This is a genomic window from Candidatus Dormiibacterota bacterium (genome assembly GCA_035532035.1).
Classification (GTDB): domain Bacteria; phylum Vulcanimicrobiota; class Vulcanimicrobiia; order Vulcanimicrobiales; family Vulcanimicrobiaceae; genus Tyrphobacter.
Genome location: DATKRS010000032.1, coordinates 17,292 through 32,111, shown reverse-complemented (window position 1 = coordinate 32,111; position 14,820 = coordinate 17,292). Strand labels below are relative to the sequence as shown.

The window sequence follows — 14,820 nt, the reverse complement described above, 5'->3', positions numbered from 1 at the left end:
CTCACGAGCGTGCTCCCGCTGGAAGGGTAAGCCGCTGCGCGATCGATTCCGCGAGCATGCGGCCGAGCTCCTCGGCCTCGGCCGGGGTTTGCGCGCGTCGTTCCCCCCGTTCGCGGAGAACGCCGACCGGGGTGGAGTAGACGAGCTCGGCGAGCACGACGTCGCCGCGCGCACGCGCGTGTACGCCGACCGGAGCGCTGCAGCCCGCACGCAGCGCACGCAGCGCCGCGCGCTCGCAGAGCACGCAGCGTTCGGCTTCGGCGTCGTTGACGGCGGCGCGCAGCTCGTAGGCGAGGAGTTCGCTGCTTCGCCTGATCTCGACGGCTAGCGCGCCCTGCCCGGCTGCCGGGACGAGCACGTCGACGTCCCACGGCACGGTGTGTGTCGCGCGCACTCCCAGGCGTGCGAGACCGGCCATCGCCAGAACGATCGCGTCGTACTGTCCTTCGCGAAGCTTTCGCAGGCGCGTGTCCACGTTGCCGCGCAAATTCTCATAGCGCAGATCGGGCCGCATCGCTTCGAGTTGGAATCGCCGGCGCAGGCTCGACGTTCCTACGACCGCACCCGCCGGCAGGGCGTCGAAGCCCGCGTAGCGCTCGCTGCAAAACGCATCGCGTGGATCTTCGCGAGCTGAGATCGCTGCAATCGCCATGTCGGCGGGCAGCTCGCTCGGAAGATCCTTGCACGAGTGCACGGCGTAATCGGCGCGGCCGTCTCGCAGCGCCGTTTCGAGCTCTTTGACGAAGACGTTCGCGTCGCCAAGATCGTGCAGGGCCCGCCGGCGGTCGCGGTCACCTGCGGTCGTCACGTCGAGGATCTCGGTTGCGATCGTGCGCAGGGCCACGAGCGCCGCGACGCTGCGCGCCTGAACCGTCGCAAGGGCGCTCGCGCGCGACGCGCAGACGAGGCGCGGATGCTCGTGCATTGCCGCCAGCTCTTCGACGGGCAACGCGCTCAGGCGCCGCATCAGCGCAATCCGATCGTCGCGCGGAAGCGTCGTCCGGATTTCTTTACGGATGCGCGCGAGCGTGCGCGCCGCATCGGCGTACGCGCTACCGAAGCACGCGTCGATCTCGTCGAGGATGCGTCGCGAGAACGAAGGCGAGGAACCTCCCGACTCGACGGCAATCGTGAGGTCGCCGAGGCGCAACGTTGCAAGCATCGTGAAGTCGCCGCGCTCGGGCATCGTCGCGTCGCAGACGAGCACGCCGTGCGCGCGCGCGTCGATGACGACGCGCGCGTCCACGCCCTCGTCGCCCGTCGCTGCGACGGCAAGTGCGACATCGCGTACGTCGCGTTCTTCGTATGGGCGCTCGAGCAGCGACACGCCGGCGAGCTCCCGCAAGCCCTCATCGACGCGCGGCGCAACGACGCGAATCCGAAAGCCCGACGCAACGAGAACGCGCGCTTTGCGCAGCGCTACGTTTCCGCCGCCGACGACGAGCGCCTGACGCGCGCCCGCGCGCAGCGCGATGGGAAGGACGGTCGAAGACACGGCAGGGAAGAGTTCCCCAAACGCCCGGCAAACACCGTTTAGCACCTATGGAGAAGCCCGTGCGCGCGGCGTTTATCGGTGCGGCCGTCGGCGCGCTCGCCACGCTTCCCGGGCTCGGTGCCGGGACGCTGTGGGACAACAGCGAGACGGCCTATGGAGAAGTAGCACGCGAGATTCTCCTTCGTCACGACTGGATCGTCATGCACCTGAACGGCCAGCCGTGGTTCGTTCAGCCCCCGCTCTACTTTTGGATTGCCGCAGCCTTTGCGCACGTCTTTGGTGCGACGGCCTTTGCGCTGCGACTTCCGTCGGCGCTCGCGAGCGTCGCGATGGCCGGCGTGATTGCCTACGTCTTGGCACGGGAGGCAGGCGAGCGCGCCGGCATCCTCGGCGGGATCATCCTGTCGTCGGCGCTGATGCAAGCGGTCATCGGCAGGCTCGCCATCATGGATGCGGTGCTCGATCTCGCAGTCATGACGGCTTTGCTCATGTGGTTCCGTGGCCTCGAGACCGGTAAAGACCGCTACTATCTCTACGGTACCGTCGCTGCAGCTCTCGGTTTTCTTGCAAAGGGGCCGGTCGCGCCGGTGGTTGCGCTGCTCGTCATTTTGCCGTATGCGTACTGGAGCCGCGCCGACGTGCGCGTTCCGCGCGCGCGCGCGTGGGTTCTGTGCGTCGCTGCCTTCCTCGCGATCGTCGCTCCGTGGTTCGTTGCGCTCGCGTGCCGAGCCGGCGGCGCAAGCGTGCTCGTGCTGATCGGACATTACACGTTCGGGAGATATGCCGGCGTCATCGAGAATCAGTCCGGACCGGTCTGGTACTACGTCCCCGTGCTCATCCTCGGATTCTTCCCGTGGATTGCGTTCTTAGCACCCGCCATTGCCTACGGAACCGGAGAGGCTCGTCGAAATCGCTTGTGGCGCTTGAGCTTCGTATGGATCGTCGTGCCACTGCTCTTCTTTAGCTTCGCGCAGACGAAGCTTCCGAACTACGTCGCCCTCGAGCTGCCCGGCCTCGCTATCGTGACGGCGCTCTACTTCGACGCCGTGGCGCGACGAGGTGCGACGCGTTGGGCGGTCGTCGCTGCCGCCGTCGTTCCGGTGACGATCGGGCTGTTCGCGATTGCGATCCGCCTCTTCTCGCACGAGAACCGCTTGACGTCGGCGGTCGCTTCTGCGGTTCCGCCGCTGGTCGGGGCGGCTGCGGCGATCTTTCTCGGATCGCTTGTGACGGCGGTGCTCCTCGTACGGCGCAGCACCATATCGGCGGCGCCCTACGCGCTGGCCGCAGCCACGCTCGCCGCAATCGACGTGCTCGCGGTCGCGGTGCTTCCACACGCGGAAGCCTTCAAACCGGTTCCGCGCCTCGCCGCGGTGATCGACCGCGAGCGCAGACCGGGCGACGTGGTGGCGATCCAAGACGTCTCCGGGTCGAACGCGCTGGTCTTCTACACGCAGCCGGGTGTCGTGATGCTCGCGTCACCGGGCGCTCCGCGCCTGCGGGGAGCGCGCGAACCCCGGCGGGTGATCTGCGGAGCGTCGCGCGTTTGGGTCGTCGCTCCGCGAGCGCGTCCGGTATTCGACCCCACGTACGGGCGCAGCCGCCGCGAGGTCGCGGCGGCTGCGAAGACCGCGTTGTTTCTCTATAGCGGCGCACGTTGCGCGCCGCTTGGCGCTGCGCTACGCTTCCGCCGCTAAACGCGGCGTCAACTTCGCTACGCGCCCCCACGCGGACTACGCCGCGTGGGCCCCCACTAATAGCGGCGCACGTTGCGCGCCGCTTGGCGCTGCGCTGCGCTTCCGCCGCTAAACGCGGCGTCAACTTCGCTACGCTATTTCGGGACCTGCGTCGCGCTGACCGGCGACGCATTGTTATTGCCGAGCTTCGTGCGAATGTAGGTGATCACGTCGGCAACGTCTTGCGTGGAGAGCTGGCTCTTCCACGCCGGCATTTGGCCGTTGTACGTCTTTCCGGCGACGGCGACCGCGCCGTGCAGCCCGTTCTCGACGACATCGATTACTTTGCTCGGGTCGCCGGTGACGAACGGATTGTTTGCAAGCGGGGGGAAGACGCCGGGCATTCCCTGCCCTTGCGCTCCGTGGCAGCTCGCACAGTTCTGCGAGAAGACCGACGCGCCGTGCACCGCGGAGGCGGAGGTGGCCGCACCGGAAGCGCCCGTGGATGCGGCTGCGGCCGACGCAACCCCCGGCGTAGCGGCCGCAACGGGTGCCGCAAGGATCTGCGCCTCGCCGAGCGAGGGCGGTCCGGCAGCCTGCAGTGCCATGATGTGCAGCTGGCTCTGTATCGAGAGGCCCACTATGACGGCGACCACGAGCACGACGCCCGCGAGGATACCGCGGCGCGTTCCGAAGGAGCGCGTATAGCTACGGTCGATCCACGGAACGAGCAAAACTACGAGCAAGAAGAGCGTCGGGAGGTAGATCGTCGCAACGGTGTCGAGCTGCGGTGGAAAGAGATTCAGCATTCCAAAGAGTGCGAGAAAATACCACGCCGGATACGGTTGGAATGCGGCGCTCGACGGATCGGCCTTCTGATCGAGAAACGGCGGCGCGACGAATGCGAGGATCAGGATCAACAGAAAGACGGAGAACGAGACGACCGTATCCATGAACAGCTGATCGGGCCAGAAGCGCCCGACTTTCAGGCCACGGCGGTCATCGGTAACGGGGCCCGCGGAGCCGTTGTGGCGGAAGATCGCTAAGTGCGCGCCGACGAGGAGCAGCAGCAGCGCGGGCATCAGCCAGACGTGTAAGCCGAAGAACCGGTTGATCGTCTCCGTGCCCATCACGCCGCCGCCCTGTGCGATGCTCTGAATCAGGGGGCCGGCGATCGGCGCGGTCCCCGTGATGTTCAGCGAGACCTGCGAGGCAAAGTAGGCGTTCATATCCCACGGCAAGAGATAGCCGGTGAGACCAAGCGCGAGCGTCACGAGCAGGAGAAGCACGCCGACGACCCACTGCAGCTCTCGCGGCGCTTTGTACGCGCCGAAGATGGCAACTTGCAGCAAGTGCAGGAAGACAAGCGCGATCATCGCGGTCGCGCCCCAATAGTGTACTGAGAGGACGAAATGCTCGAATGGATTCAGGTAGATCGCGCGGGTGGATTCCCACGCAGTTGCAGCAGACGGCGCATACCAAAACGTCAGGAAGATGCCCGTCGTTATCTGCACGATCATCGCGAAGAGCGTCGCGCTCCCGAAGACGTACCAATAGCTCGCGCCGCCGGGGACGTCCTCGGTGAGGAAGTCCTTCGCCATCGAGAGGAAGCCGGTGCGCTGTTCGATCCAGTTCAGCATCGTTGTTGCTCCTACGGCCTACGCTTGATATGAGATGACGATGCGGTCGGGCGTCGTCGACTGGTATCGAATCCACATAACTTGCGCGATGCCGCTCTTTTCGCGGAGCGGCAACGGGTCGAGCCCGCGCGGAGCGGGCCCCGCGAGATGCGCGCCGTCGAAGTTGTAGACCGAGCCGTGGCACGGGCAGAGAAACTTGTTCGCGCTCGCATCCCAAGCGTAGCGGCAGCCCAGGTGCGGGCAGAGCGGGCTGAAGACGACGAAGGTCATGTTGGCGACGTCGTACGGCACGTCGGGCTTACCGCCTGGCCCGTTGAAGATGTCGGGACGAGCCGCCCGAAATCGCGCGGGGTCGACTTTGATGCCCCAGACGTAATCCTCGAGCGTCTGCTCGGGAAGATATGCATCCTTCGTCGTCATCGTGAAGCTCAGCTTCACCGGCTTGCGCGTCGCCGCTTCGAGCTCGGACAACTCGGCGTGCGTGAGCGGCGACCAACTGCCGGCCCCCGAGCCTGCTTCGGGGATTAGCCCGCCGATGATGGGAATCGCGAGACCCACGCCGATGACACCGCTCATGGTGACGACGGCTTTGACCATGAAGGAACGCCGCGAAATCTCGTCCGGCGTCTCCGGCTGCTCTTGGGCGCCCTGCGCGCTATGAGTCGACATACCCCGCCATTACTCGTAATTTTACGTCCGCCCTTTTACCGGGCGTTGCGACTTTTGCACAAATGCGACCGGGAAGCGCCCTCGGCTACATCTTGTAGCTGTGCAGACCGCTTATCCAGATGTTCACGCCGAGATAGCAGAAAATGATCGAGGCGAAGCCAATGACGCTCCACCAGCTGCACCGCAGGCCTCGCCACGCATGGCGGGTGTGCAGATGCATGTACGCCGCATACAGGATCCACGAGGCGAGCGCGGCCGTCTCCTTCGGGTCCCACTGCCAGTATGCGCCCCACGCTTCGTGCGCCCAGGCAGCGCCGGTGATGACGCCCAGCGTCAAGAGCGGCAAGCCGACCGCAACCGCTCGATAGACGAGCACGTCGAGCTGCGCGAGCGACGGCAGCGTACTGAACCACTCCGCGACGGTATCCCCGTGCTCGGCGGCGGCCGCGAGCGCGGGCGTGTCGCGCAGCGCCGGGCTGAGCGTGGCTGCCGGAGTATCGACCGCGAACGACGTCAACAGTGCCGCGCCGCCGCCAGCGGCCGCCGCCGCGAAGGTGGTGCTGCGCCGGGCGTAGTGCCGGTTCGCGTAGTACTTCACGAGGTAGAGGATCGAGAAGACGAACGAGACGAGGAAGGCGGCATAGGACGAGACGACGAGCGGCACGTGGATCTTCGCCCAGTACGACTGCAGCGAGGGAACGGCCGGCATCACGCCCTCGTTCCACGTGACGCCGTACGCCAAAAAGATGGCAGCGAGCGCGAGAACGAAGCCGCCCGCGAACCAGAGCCGGTAGCGAAACGCGAAGGCGATGAAGATCGCGACGGACATCGCCGAGAAGAGCGAGAGCGATCCGTACAGGTTGAGCAACGGCCAGATGTGCGTCTCGGCGTAGCGCGCCCCGAGCTGCGCGAACTGCGCCGCGCACCCGGTCACGGCAAGCGTCGCACCGAAGTTGCGCAGCCACCCTTCCCGCGAAAAGAAGTAGACGACGAGAGCGAGCGCCCCAACGGCGTAGGAGCTCAGAGCGAGAACCATGAGCACGGCGTCGAGTGCCATCGCGTGCATGTGGGCAACCTTCCTTTTATTCGATTAGTCGACGTGCTTGCGTAGCTCGTCGACGAGCTCTTGAAACTGCGTTTCGAAGATATCGTAGCCTTTGACGGTCGTGGCCGCGAGCCCCACCGTGGACGCATCCTTGCCCGCCGGGTCCACGCGGACGTGCAGCCGAGCCGGTAAGAAGTAGAACGAGATCACGAGCCCGATCAGCAGCAGTACCGCGCCCGCCGCGACGAGGGGAACGCCGGGATCGTAGCGGTACTGAAAGCCGCTGTACAGCACGGCTCGCTGCGGCACGATGCGCCATCCGTTTCCGAGATCGACCGGCGAGCGAAGGGGATCGAGCACGGCGCCGAGCGGCGTGCCGTCTTCTTGAAGCGAGAGAATGACCGCGGGGTTGGTGACGCGTGGATCGGACGACGGCATGTGCGTTTGGCGGTCGACCGTCGGGACGAATCGCTCGTACACGACGCTGCGCGTCGTTCCGGGAATCGAGAGCGCATCGCCCTCGACGAGCGTGTGGCGCGACAGCGCGGGTACCGGCCTCCCGTCGTGCGTCACGGTGACGCGCATACCGAAACCATAGCTGGCTTGGTATACGAGCGTCCCGTCGACGTCGATCGGGTGATTGACGCGTACGACCATCGGGGTAGGGAGGCCGTTGCGACCGACGACGGTCACGTGTGAGACGTAATCGATCGGTTGATAGACCATGCCACCCTTGGTCAGCACCGGCGCGATCGTGTAGGCGAAGCGGTCCAACCGGATCAGCGCGTGCGTCTGCGGGATCTGCGCGGTCTGACCGGTCAGAATCGCCGTCTCGCCGGCAAAGCCGCGCGCCCAGTAGAGAATTGTGCCGGCGGCGATGACGAGAATCGCGGTGTGGTTGACGAGCACGCCGATGCGCGCCCAGTTATGGCGGTCGGCGAACGACCACTGCGTACCCTCGATGTCGTGCCGTACGATCTTCCAGCCGCGGGTCGAGAAAAAACGCTCGACGCGTTCCCGGACCGACGCTTCGTTGCCCGGAACGGTGACGTGCGCGTGGAGCGGAATCGCGTCGATCGTGACCGCCCTGCGAGGGGGAAGACGGCGTGGAATGACCTTCGTGAAGGTCGCGACCGTCATCGAGGCGAGGACGAGACCGACGCTCGCCAAGTACCATCCGCTATGGTAGATGTCGTCGAAGTTCAGCCGCATGATCGCGCGCGCGATCGGTGCCGGATAGGACGCGAAGTACGTGGCGGCGTCCTTTCCTTGTTCGACGACGACGCCCACGAGCGTGAGGACTCCCCAGAGCGCGAGCAATGCGACGCCGACGGTGACGTTGCCGAGGGTCCGGGTCAGCGCGCGCGTCACGTGGTGGGAAGGCTGCGCCGGTGCCACGAGCGCTCGAGCACGAGAATGAGCCAGATCGAGATCTCGTAGAGCGCGTACATCGGCAGCGCGATGAGCGCCATCGTCATCGGATTACCATCCGGAGCCGCGATGCCGCCTATCACGAAGAATGCGAAGAACGCGTGCCGGCGATAGTGCCGCAGCGAGGTCGAGCCGACGATGCCTAGGCGGGCCAAGCCGATCAACACGATCGGCATCTGAAAGATGATTGCGAAGATGCCGAGCAGGATCAGCACGAAGTTGATCGTGGGTGCGACGCCGAACGTCGGCGTGGCGACCGCGTCGGTGATGCCGAGCAGCGCATGGACGACGCGCGGAATCACGAGGAAGTGTGCGAATGCCAGCCCGGCGAAGGCGAGCAGCATCGACGGCGCGATGAAGCCGTAGACCATGCGGCGCGTGCGCGGATGAATGGCTGGGACGACAAACATCCACAACTGATAGATCAACACGGGCAAGCCGACGACGATGCCGCCGATGACGGAGAACTTGAACTCGGTGAAGATGACGTCGGCTGGGCCGAATGCGTGCAGGGTGATGCCGGCGAAGTACGTGTGAACCATCCATATGATCACGTCTTTCGAAGGGATGAAGAGCAGCACGGCGATGCCGCCGACGGTCGCGAGCGAGATCAGGAGACGCGCGCGCAGCTCCCGCAGATGCTCGGTGAAGGGCATCTCTTTTTGATCCCACTGCGTATCGCTTGCGGGCTCGTCGAGTATCGGCATGGATGAAAGCGGCACGATCGCCGGTCTTACGAGCTGAGCGTCCCCTTGTCGGAGGGGGGAGGAACGGCTTCGCCGCTTATCGAGCCGGCCTCGACGCCTTCCATGATGTCTGCCTTCTGGGCCTCGGCCTTGCGGCGCGCCTCTTCGCGTGCGCGAAGGACGGCTTCGTCGGCCTCTGCTTGGCCCATCATGAACTCCTTCTTCGCTTGCCCGGCGCTACGGGCGAGCTTCGGCAGCTTGTCGGCGCCGAAAAGCAGCGCGGCTATGACGACGATGCCGATGATGATCGGTGCGTCGATGAGGGCAAAGGCGGGGTGAATGAACATGGCAACTTCCTTTATTCGAGGAGCGCGTCGGCGAGACCGCTCAGCCGTTGCTTCGCCGTGCTCGGCGGTAACGGCTGCAATGCAACCTTGGCCAGAGCGAGGTGGCGTGCGATCTCGTCTCGGGTTGCGTCGACGCCCCCCTGTCGCTCGATCGCTTCGATGATCCGCTCGACCGGTACGCTTGCGTCGGTGAAGAACGAGCGTACCGCGCTGCGAAAGGCGGAGTCACCGCGGGCGAGTGCCAAGATCAATGGAACGGTCATCTTTTTCTCGGCGAGGTCGTTCCCGACCGGCTTCCCGAGCGCCGCACTCTCCCCGGTGAGATCGAGCAAGTCGTCGAGCATCTGGAATGCGACGCCGTATGCTTCACCGAAGCCGCGCAACGCCGCAACCTGCTCCGGGCTGCCTCCGCCGACGAGAGCGCCGCATTCGGCAGCCGCGGCAAAGAGCGAGGCGGTCTTCCTTCGCGCGATCGCAAGGTAGTCGTCGAGCGTCGTCGTGAGATCGCCGAGCGCGTGCAGTTGCAGGACCTCGCCGTCGCAGATCTCCGCGAGCGTGGTGGAAAGCACTTGCGGAATCGGCGGCGGGTAGTTTGCGGTGACGTTCTTGAAGATCCACGCGAAGAGATAATCGCCGGCGAGCACGCTCGTGCGGTTACCGAAATCGATCGCGGTGGCGTTCACGCCGCGCCGGGTCGCGGCGCGATCGACGACGTCGTCGTGGATGAGCGTCGCAACGTGAATCAGCTCCATGTACGCGGCGAGATGCAACGCGCTCACCGCATCGCCGCCGCAGGCTTGGACGGCGAGCAGGGTGATGCGTGGGCGCAAGCGTTTGCCGCCCGCCGAGAGCATACGCTTCACGGCCTCCGTGATGATCGGGTTCTCCGTCGTGAAGCTCGCCCGGAAGTAGTGCTCCACGAGATCGTGCAATGCCGACTCTTCCATCGGGTCCGGTGCGTCGCGCACGTCGTGCATCATACCGGCTTGGCCCCCATGTGCACCGCGATGGCGCCACCCATGAGCGGCACGTACCGCGCCTGCTCGAAGCCGGCGCGCTCGAAGTGCTCCCGCAGATGCGGCGCGTCGGGATGATGCGTGAGCGAGCTTGGAAGATACGCATAGGCTTGCCGGGATCCCCCGACCAGGCCGCCGAGGACCGGCACGACGCCGTAGAAGTAGAACCCGAAGAGACGCCGCCAAAGACGATTGCGGGGCTTGCTGACGTCGAGATTGACGAAGCGCGCGCCGGGCCGCAATACGCGCAGCACCTCGCGCAGCACCTCGTCGATGTCCACGACGTTGCGCAGGCTGAACGCCATGGTGGCGCCGTCGAACGTGTCGTCGGCGAAGGGAAGCTCGGTGACGTCGGCCTCTACGAAATCGGGCGCACCGCGAGCTTCACGCGCGGCGCGCGCGCGGGCGCCGTCGAGCATCGGCGTGCAGAAGTCGATGCCGGTGACGCGCAGCGTCGGATCGGTGCGCAGCAGGTGGAAGACGACGTCGCCCGTGCCGCAGCAGAGATCGAGCACGCGTCCGCCCTGAGGGGGCGCGAGCAGAGCGATCGCGCGGCGGCGCCAGGCTTCGTCGAGCCCGGCCGTGAGGACGCGGTTCGCAACATCGTAGCGCGGGGCGATGCGCGCGAACATCTCGCGGACGTGGACCGACTTGGCGCTGGAGCGCGTCGCGTGGGAAGAGTGCATGAGCGGGCTACCCTTCCAACCCTTGCCGGAGCCGCCCTTCGTCGGGATGTGAAGAACGATGGTTTACCTCAGCTCGCAGGCGAAGCTCGTCTTGGCCATCGAGCGCGCGCACGACGTGACGCTCGTCGCCTACCTCCTACCACGCGGTCCGACGTTCGCAGCGCTTGCAGCAGCGGCACGGCGTGGCGCGCGCGTCGTCGTGCGACTCGAGGGCCGCCCGTACTACGACGCACGCGGCGGCATACGGCGCTTGAATCGATCGGTGGCCGACGATCTGGCCGCAAACGGCGTCGACGCCCGTCTCGTCGATGGCGACGGCAGCGCTCCGGTGCACGCCAAAGCGGCGCTCGTCGACGGCCGGCTGTACCTCGACGACGTCAACTTTGCGCGCGGCGGGGAAGGCACCATCGTTCGCGACGACGCGCGACCCGACGCGCGCGCGTTACGCGATGCGATTGAAGGACGCTCCGATCCGCCGCGCGACGGCTTCGCGTTGCGCAAGAACGATGCGCTCGCGCTCGAGGCCGGCCTTCTCGGTGCGGCAGGCGGGCACGCTCCCGTCGCCGTGGAGAGCGAGTCCATCGGCAGCGGTAATGCGGTCTACTCGGCGTTGGAACGCCTCGGCGCAGCGGGATGTGCACCGCGTCTGCTCGTCTCGCGCGAAGCGCTCTCCGCGAAGGAGCGCTCCCTGCTCGGGCGATTGCGAGCCGGCGGCGTTAGCGTGCGCGTCTGCAGCTCGAACGAAAAGTTCGCGCTCGCCGGGAGCCGCGCGTGGGTCGGCTCCGCGAACGCTACGTCGGCGTATCTTACGCCGCGTCAGCTCGACTGGGGCGTACGCACGCCCAACCCTGCCATCGTCGACGAGCTGCGCGCGCATTTCGAAGCGCGGTGGCAAAGCGCTCGCGCGCTCAGCGCATGAACCCGAGGTGCCCGGCGTTTCGCGTCGTGACCTCCGCAACCGTAGAGGGCGAGATGCCGAGCGTCTGCGCAAGCTGCTCGGCGGTATAGGTAACGAAGGCGGGCTCGTTGCGTTTGCCGCGCATCGGAACGGGCGCCAGATACGGAGCATCGGTCTCCATGAGCAGCGGCTCGATGCCGACGGCCCTTACCGCCTGGCGCAGATTCGCAGCCGTCGCGAACGTCAGCACGCCGCCGATGCCGAGATGCAAGGCGAACTCGCCGGTGTACGCGCGCGCCTGTTCCTCGTTCCCGGTGAAGCAATGGATGACGCCGCGCATCCCAGGGCTGCGCTCTTCACGCAAGATTTCGATCATGCGGTCGTGCGCGTCGCGGACGTGAAACACGAGCGGGAGATTGCGTTCCCTGGCGATGGCGATCTGGGCGCGGAGGACGCGCTCCTGCATGTCGCGGGGGCTGTGGTCGTAGTAGAAATCCAAGCCGGTCTCGCCGATCGCGACGACGTCCGGCGACTCGAGCAACGGGGCAAACGCAGCGGCAACGTCGTCGGGTGCGCTCTTGGCCTCGTGCGGATGGATACCGATCGAGGCAACGATACCGAACTCCCGCGCCGTCGCCACCGCGCGCTCGCTGTCCTCGAGATCGCACCCGACGGTCAGGACACCGGCAACTCCCGCGTCGCGGGCGCGGCGGATCACGGCGCCGCGATCTGCGTCGAACGCCCGATCGTGGACGTGCGCGTGGCTGTCGATCACTGCTCGAGCAGGTCGAGTCGAGGGAAGAGCGGGTCGCCGAGGATCGTTCGCGTCCCCGGAGCGATGCGGCGTTCGAATGCAGCATCCCAAGCGTCGTCGATCTGGGCCTCTCCGATGCCGAGCCTGCGCCACAACTCCTCCATGCGCTCGGGCATGAAGGGGTGGAGCAGCATTGCCAGACGCCGCAGCCCTTCACAGAGCTCGTAGAGGAAGGCGTCGAGCTCCTGCGCGCGTCCTTCCTTATAGAGTGCCCACGGCTTGCGCTCTTCAACTGCGCGATTGAGCGTCGTGACGAGCTCCCACGCCGATTCGAGCGCGTCGCGAAAGCGCAGGTCGAGAATTGCCGTGCGCATGTGCTGCTGCAGATCTGCGAACTGCGCGAGCACGGGGGCGGCTCCCGGAGCGGGAACGCTCCCTTCGCGGTAACGCTGCAGCATCGAGAGCGTACGGTGCGCGAGATTTCCGAGATCGTTGCCGAGGTCGTTGTTATGACGCTGCGCGATCTTCTCTTCGGAGTAGGAGAAGTCGCTGCCGAAAGGCGCTTCGCGCAGAAGAAAATAGCGCAATGAGTCGGCGCCGAAACGATCGGCGAGCGCAAAGGGATCCACCGCGTTGCCGAGGCTCTTCCCCATCTTTTGCCCTTCGACCGTGATCCAACCGTGCGCGAAGACGAGCTCCGGGGCCGACTCGCCGATCGCCCACAGCACGGCAGGCCAGATTATCGTATGAAAGCGCGCGATCTCTTTGCCGACGAGCTGCACGGCCGCAGGCCAGTACGTGCGAAAGCGGGCATCGTCGACGGACCAGCCGATGGCCGAAATGTAGTTGAGCAGCGCGTCGAACCAGACGTAGATGACGCCGCCGCCCTCCGGAATCGGGATGCCCCAATCGAAGGTGCTGCGAGAGATGCTGAAGTCTTCGACGCCTTCCTCGAGCAACGCCATCATCTCGTTGTAGACGCTCTTCGGACGCACCCAATCGGGATGCGCGCGAAAGTGCTCGAGCAGACGCGGTCCGTATTTTGAGAGCCGAAAGAACCAATCGTCTTCCGAGAGCCACTGTACCTCGCGCCCGCAGGTCGGGCATTTCCCGTCGGCGAGCTTCGACTCGAGCCAAAACGTCTCATCGAAGACGCAGTACCATCCTTCGTACTTTCCGAGGTACACGTCGCCGCGCTCGCGCAGCGTCTCGAAGACGCGCTGCACCACCCGCTCGTGCCGCGGTTGCGTCGTGCGAATGAAATCGTCGTAGGCGACGTGGTACGCGGCGAAGAGCGACTGCCAGCGCGGAACGAGATCGTCGCACCATTGCTGCGGCGTCTTGCCGGCCGCGGTCGCGGCGTTCGCGACCTTCTGCCCGTGTTCGTCGGTCCCCGTGAGAAAGAACGCCGGTCCGGCGGTTCGTGCCGTGCGCGCGAGGACGTCGGCCACGACCGTCGTGTAGACGTGACCGATGTGCGGATTGCCGCTGATGTAGTAGATCGGCGTCGTGACGTAGTACGCGCGCTGCTCCACCCCTCTCTCGTTACGGCCTCTTATGAAAGGCCCTTCTGGTCGCGCTTGCGCTCAGTCGCGCGCGCGTAGAGGTGACGCCGCACGCCGTAACCGCGTCCGGCGAGATCTTTGGCGATCGCCGACACCGGGGCGCCTTGCGCGAGCAACGCGTCGATCGCGGCGTCCAGCGTCGCCGCGTCCGGTGCCGCCTGCACGGTTGCGGCGCCTTCGACGACCAGCGCGATCTCGCCGCGCACGGGCTCCGGGAGTCGTGCGGCAACGTCTGCCGCCGAGCCGAGAAGTTGCTGCTCGTGCAGTTTCGTGTACTCGCGCAGGAGGAAGACCCGTGCATCGGGAGCGATGGCGGCGAGGTCGGCGAGCGTGGCGCGAATGCGCTTCGGCGACTCGAACCACACGCTCGTCGCTTCCGAGGCGAGCGCGCGCGCGAACTGCTCGCGTCGTGCGCGGCTTGAGCGCGCGGGGAAGCCTTCGAAGAGAAAGCGCCGCAACGAGAAGCCCGAGAGCACCGCTGCGCCGACGAGCGCGCTCGGCCCGGGAAGCACCTCGACGGCGATGCCCGCGGCGCGCGCCGCGGCGATGAGCTCGTTGCCGGGATCCGAGATGCCCGGCGTGCCGGCGTCGGTCGTCAGCGCGACGCTCTCGTGGCGCGCTCGCTCGAGTATCTTCGGTGTCGCAGCGGCCGCGTTGTGTGCGTGATAGCTCCAGATCTCTCTGCCGGGCAGTTTTAGCCCGGCCAGGAGCGTGCGCGCGACGCGCGAGTCCTCGGCCACGAGCAGATCGCACTCGCGCAGGACCTGGATCGCACGGAGGGTGACGTCTGCGAGGTTGCCGAGCGGCGTGGGAACGACGATCAGCGGCATCGTGCGCGGATTCGCCGCATCGCGCAGGTCCTCCACCGCGTTGCCCCGTAGCGTCACTAGCGGTGAGGGCCGCCGCGAGGCT

General features: G+C 66.2%; 14 protein-coding genes. 2 read left to right on the top strand and 12 right to left on the bottom strand.

Translation table 11 applies throughout. The features are described 5' to 3' along the window. Window position 1: 1 nt before the first annotated feature. Window positions 2-1,495, bottom strand: coding sequence for a hydroxymethylbilane synthase (gene hemC, locus VMV82_10205; GenBank protein ID HUY41927.1), 1,494 nt, complete (start codon window positions 1,493-1,495; stop codon window positions 2-4). Between the two features lie 47 nt (window positions 1,496-1,542). Here hemC and VMV82_10200 point away from each other — a divergent pair, with 47 nt between their 5' ends. After that, a complete protein-coding gene (locus tag VMV82_10200; protein ID HUY41926.1) occupies window positions 1,543-3,192 on the top strand; it encodes a glycosyltransferase family 39 protein in 1,650 nt (549 codons plus the stop codon). 134 nt (window positions 3,193-3,326) lie between these two features. Here VMV82_10200 and VMV82_10195 read toward each other — a convergent pair whose 3' ends face one another. From VMV82_10195 to ubiE, 8 genes are all read right to left on the bottom strand, one after another. Further along, a complete protein-coding gene (locus VMV82_10195) occupies window positions 3,327-4,811 on the bottom strand; it encodes a cytochrome b N-terminal domain-containing protein (protein ID HUY41925.1) in 1,485 nt (494 codons plus the stop codon). An 18-nt stretch (window positions 4,812-4,829) separates the two neighbouring features. Next, entirely contained in the window at window positions 4,830-5,480 is a 651-nt protein-coding gene (locus VMV82_10190) for a ubiquinol-cytochrome c reductase iron-sulfur subunit (protein ID HUY41924.1), read from the bottom strand. Window positions 5,481-5,565: 85 nt separating this feature from the next. Beyond that, a complete protein-coding gene (gene ccsB / locus VMV82_10185) occupies window positions 5,566-6,546 on the bottom strand; it encodes a c-type cytochrome biogenesis protein CcsB (protein ID HUY41923.1) in 981 nt (326 codons plus the stop codon). Between the two features lie 24 nt (window positions 6,547-6,570). Then, the gene (locus tag VMV82_10180) at window positions 6,571-7,896 is read right to left on the bottom strand and encodes a cytochrome c biogenesis protein ResB (GenBank protein ID HUY41922.1); all 1,326 of its coding nucleotides are present in this window, start codon (window positions 7,894-7,896) and stop codon (window positions 6,571-6,573) included. Further along, window positions 7,893-8,678: a twin-arginine translocase subunit TatC gene (gene tatC / locus VMV82_10175; protein ID HUY41921.1), complete on the bottom strand. Its 786-nt coding sequence runs from the start codon at window positions 8,676-8,678 to the stop codon at window positions 7,893-7,895. The genes VMV82_10180 and tatC overlap by 4 nt, the downstream gene beginning before the upstream one ends. 11 nt (window positions 8,679-8,689) lie before the next feature. After that, a complete protein-coding gene (locus tag VMV82_10170) occupies window positions 8,690-8,989 on the bottom strand; it encodes a twin-arginine translocase TatA/TatE family subunit (GenBank protein HUY41920.1) in 300 nt (99 codons plus the stop codon). 11 nt (window positions 8,990-9,000) lie between these two features. Further along, the gene (locus tag VMV82_10165) at window positions 9,001-9,969 is read right to left on the bottom strand and encodes a polyprenyl synthetase family protein (GenBank protein ID HUY41919.1); all 969 of its coding nucleotides are present in this window, start codon (window positions 9,967-9,969) and stop codon (window positions 9,001-9,003) included. Beyond that, the gene (gene ubiE, locus VMV82_10160; GenBank protein HUY41918.1) at window positions 9,966-10,691 is read right to left on the bottom strand and encodes a bifunctional demethylmenaquinone methyltransferase/2-methoxy-6-polyprenyl-1,4-benzoquinol methylase UbiE; all 726 of its coding nucleotides are present in this window, start codon (window positions 10,689-10,691) and stop codon (window positions 9,966-9,968) included. The genes VMV82_10165 and ubiE overlap by 4 nt, the downstream gene beginning before the upstream one ends. Before the next feature lie 58 nt (window positions 10,692-10,749). Here ubiE and VMV82_10155 point away from each other — a divergent pair, with 58 nt between their 5' ends. Next, window positions 10,750-11,610 carry a phospholipase D-like domain-containing protein gene (locus VMV82_10155; GenBank protein HUY41917.1) on the top strand — a complete coding sequence of 287 codons (861 nt, stop codon included), beginning with the start codon at window positions 10,750-10,752 and terminating at the stop codon, window positions 11,608-11,610. On the opposite strand, the gene VMV82_10150 is transcribed toward VMV82_10155, so the two are convergent. The 3 genes from VMV82_10150 to rsmI are packed head-to-tail and all read right to left on the bottom strand — an operon-like array spanning window position 11,600 to window position 14,738. Next, entirely contained in the window at window positions 11,600-12,364 is a 765-nt protein-coding gene (locus tag VMV82_10150) for a TatD family hydrolase (protein HUY41916.1), read from the bottom strand. The genes VMV82_10155 and VMV82_10150 overlap by 11 nt on opposite strands. Next, window positions 12,361-13,878, bottom strand: a complete 1,518-nt coding sequence (gene metG / locus VMV82_10145) for a methionine--tRNA ligase (protein ID HUY41915.1) — start codon at window positions 13,876-13,878, stop codon at window positions 12,361-12,363. Before metG ends, VMV82_10150 begins: the two co-directional genes overlap by 4 nt. A gap of 20 nt (window positions 13,879-13,898) precedes the next feature. Next, the gene (gene rsmI / locus VMV82_10140; GenBank protein ID HUY41914.1) at window positions 13,899-14,738 is read right to left on the bottom strand and encodes a 16S rRNA (cytidine(1402)-2'-O)-methyltransferase; all 840 of its coding nucleotides are present in this window, start codon (window positions 14,736-14,738) and stop codon (window positions 13,899-13,901) included. Between the last annotated feature and the right edge of the window lie 82 nt (window positions 14,739-14,820).

Coding starts and splice junctions, on each gene's coding strand:
- VMV82_10155 (HUY41917.1), top strand. CDS start 10,750: ATGGTTTACCTCAGCTCGCAGGCGAAGCTCGTCTTGGCCATCGAGCGC.
- ccsB (HUY41923.1), bottom strand. CDS start 6,546: ATGCACGCGATGGCACTCGACGCCGTGCTCATGGTTCTCGCTCTGAGC.
- VMV82_10170 (HUY41920.1), bottom strand. CDS start 8,989: ATGTTCATTCACCCCGCCTTTGCCCTCATCGACGCACCGATCATCATC.
- VMV82_10190 (HUY41924.1), bottom strand. CDS start 5,480: ATGTCGACTCATAGCGCGCAGGGCGCCCAAGAGCAGCCGGAGACGCCG.
- VMV82_10195 (HUY41925.1), bottom strand. CDS start 4,811: ATGCTGAACTGGATCGAACAGCGCACCGGCTTCCTCTCGATGGCGAAG.
- VMV82_10165 (HUY41919.1), bottom strand. CDS start 9,969: ATGATGCACGACGTGCGCGACGCACCGGACCCGATGGAAGAGTCGGCA.
- VMV82_10200 (HUY41926.1), top strand. CDS start 1,543: ATGGAGAAGCCCGTGCGCGCGGCGTTTATCGGTGCGGCCGTCGGCGCG.
- ubiE (HUY41918.1), bottom strand. CDS start 10,691: ATGCACTCTTCCCACGCGACGCGCTCCAGCGCCAAGTCGGTCCACGTC.
- rsmI (HUY41914.1), bottom strand. CDS start 14,738: ATGCCGCTGATCGTCGTTCCCACGCCGCTCGGCAACCTCGCAGACGTC.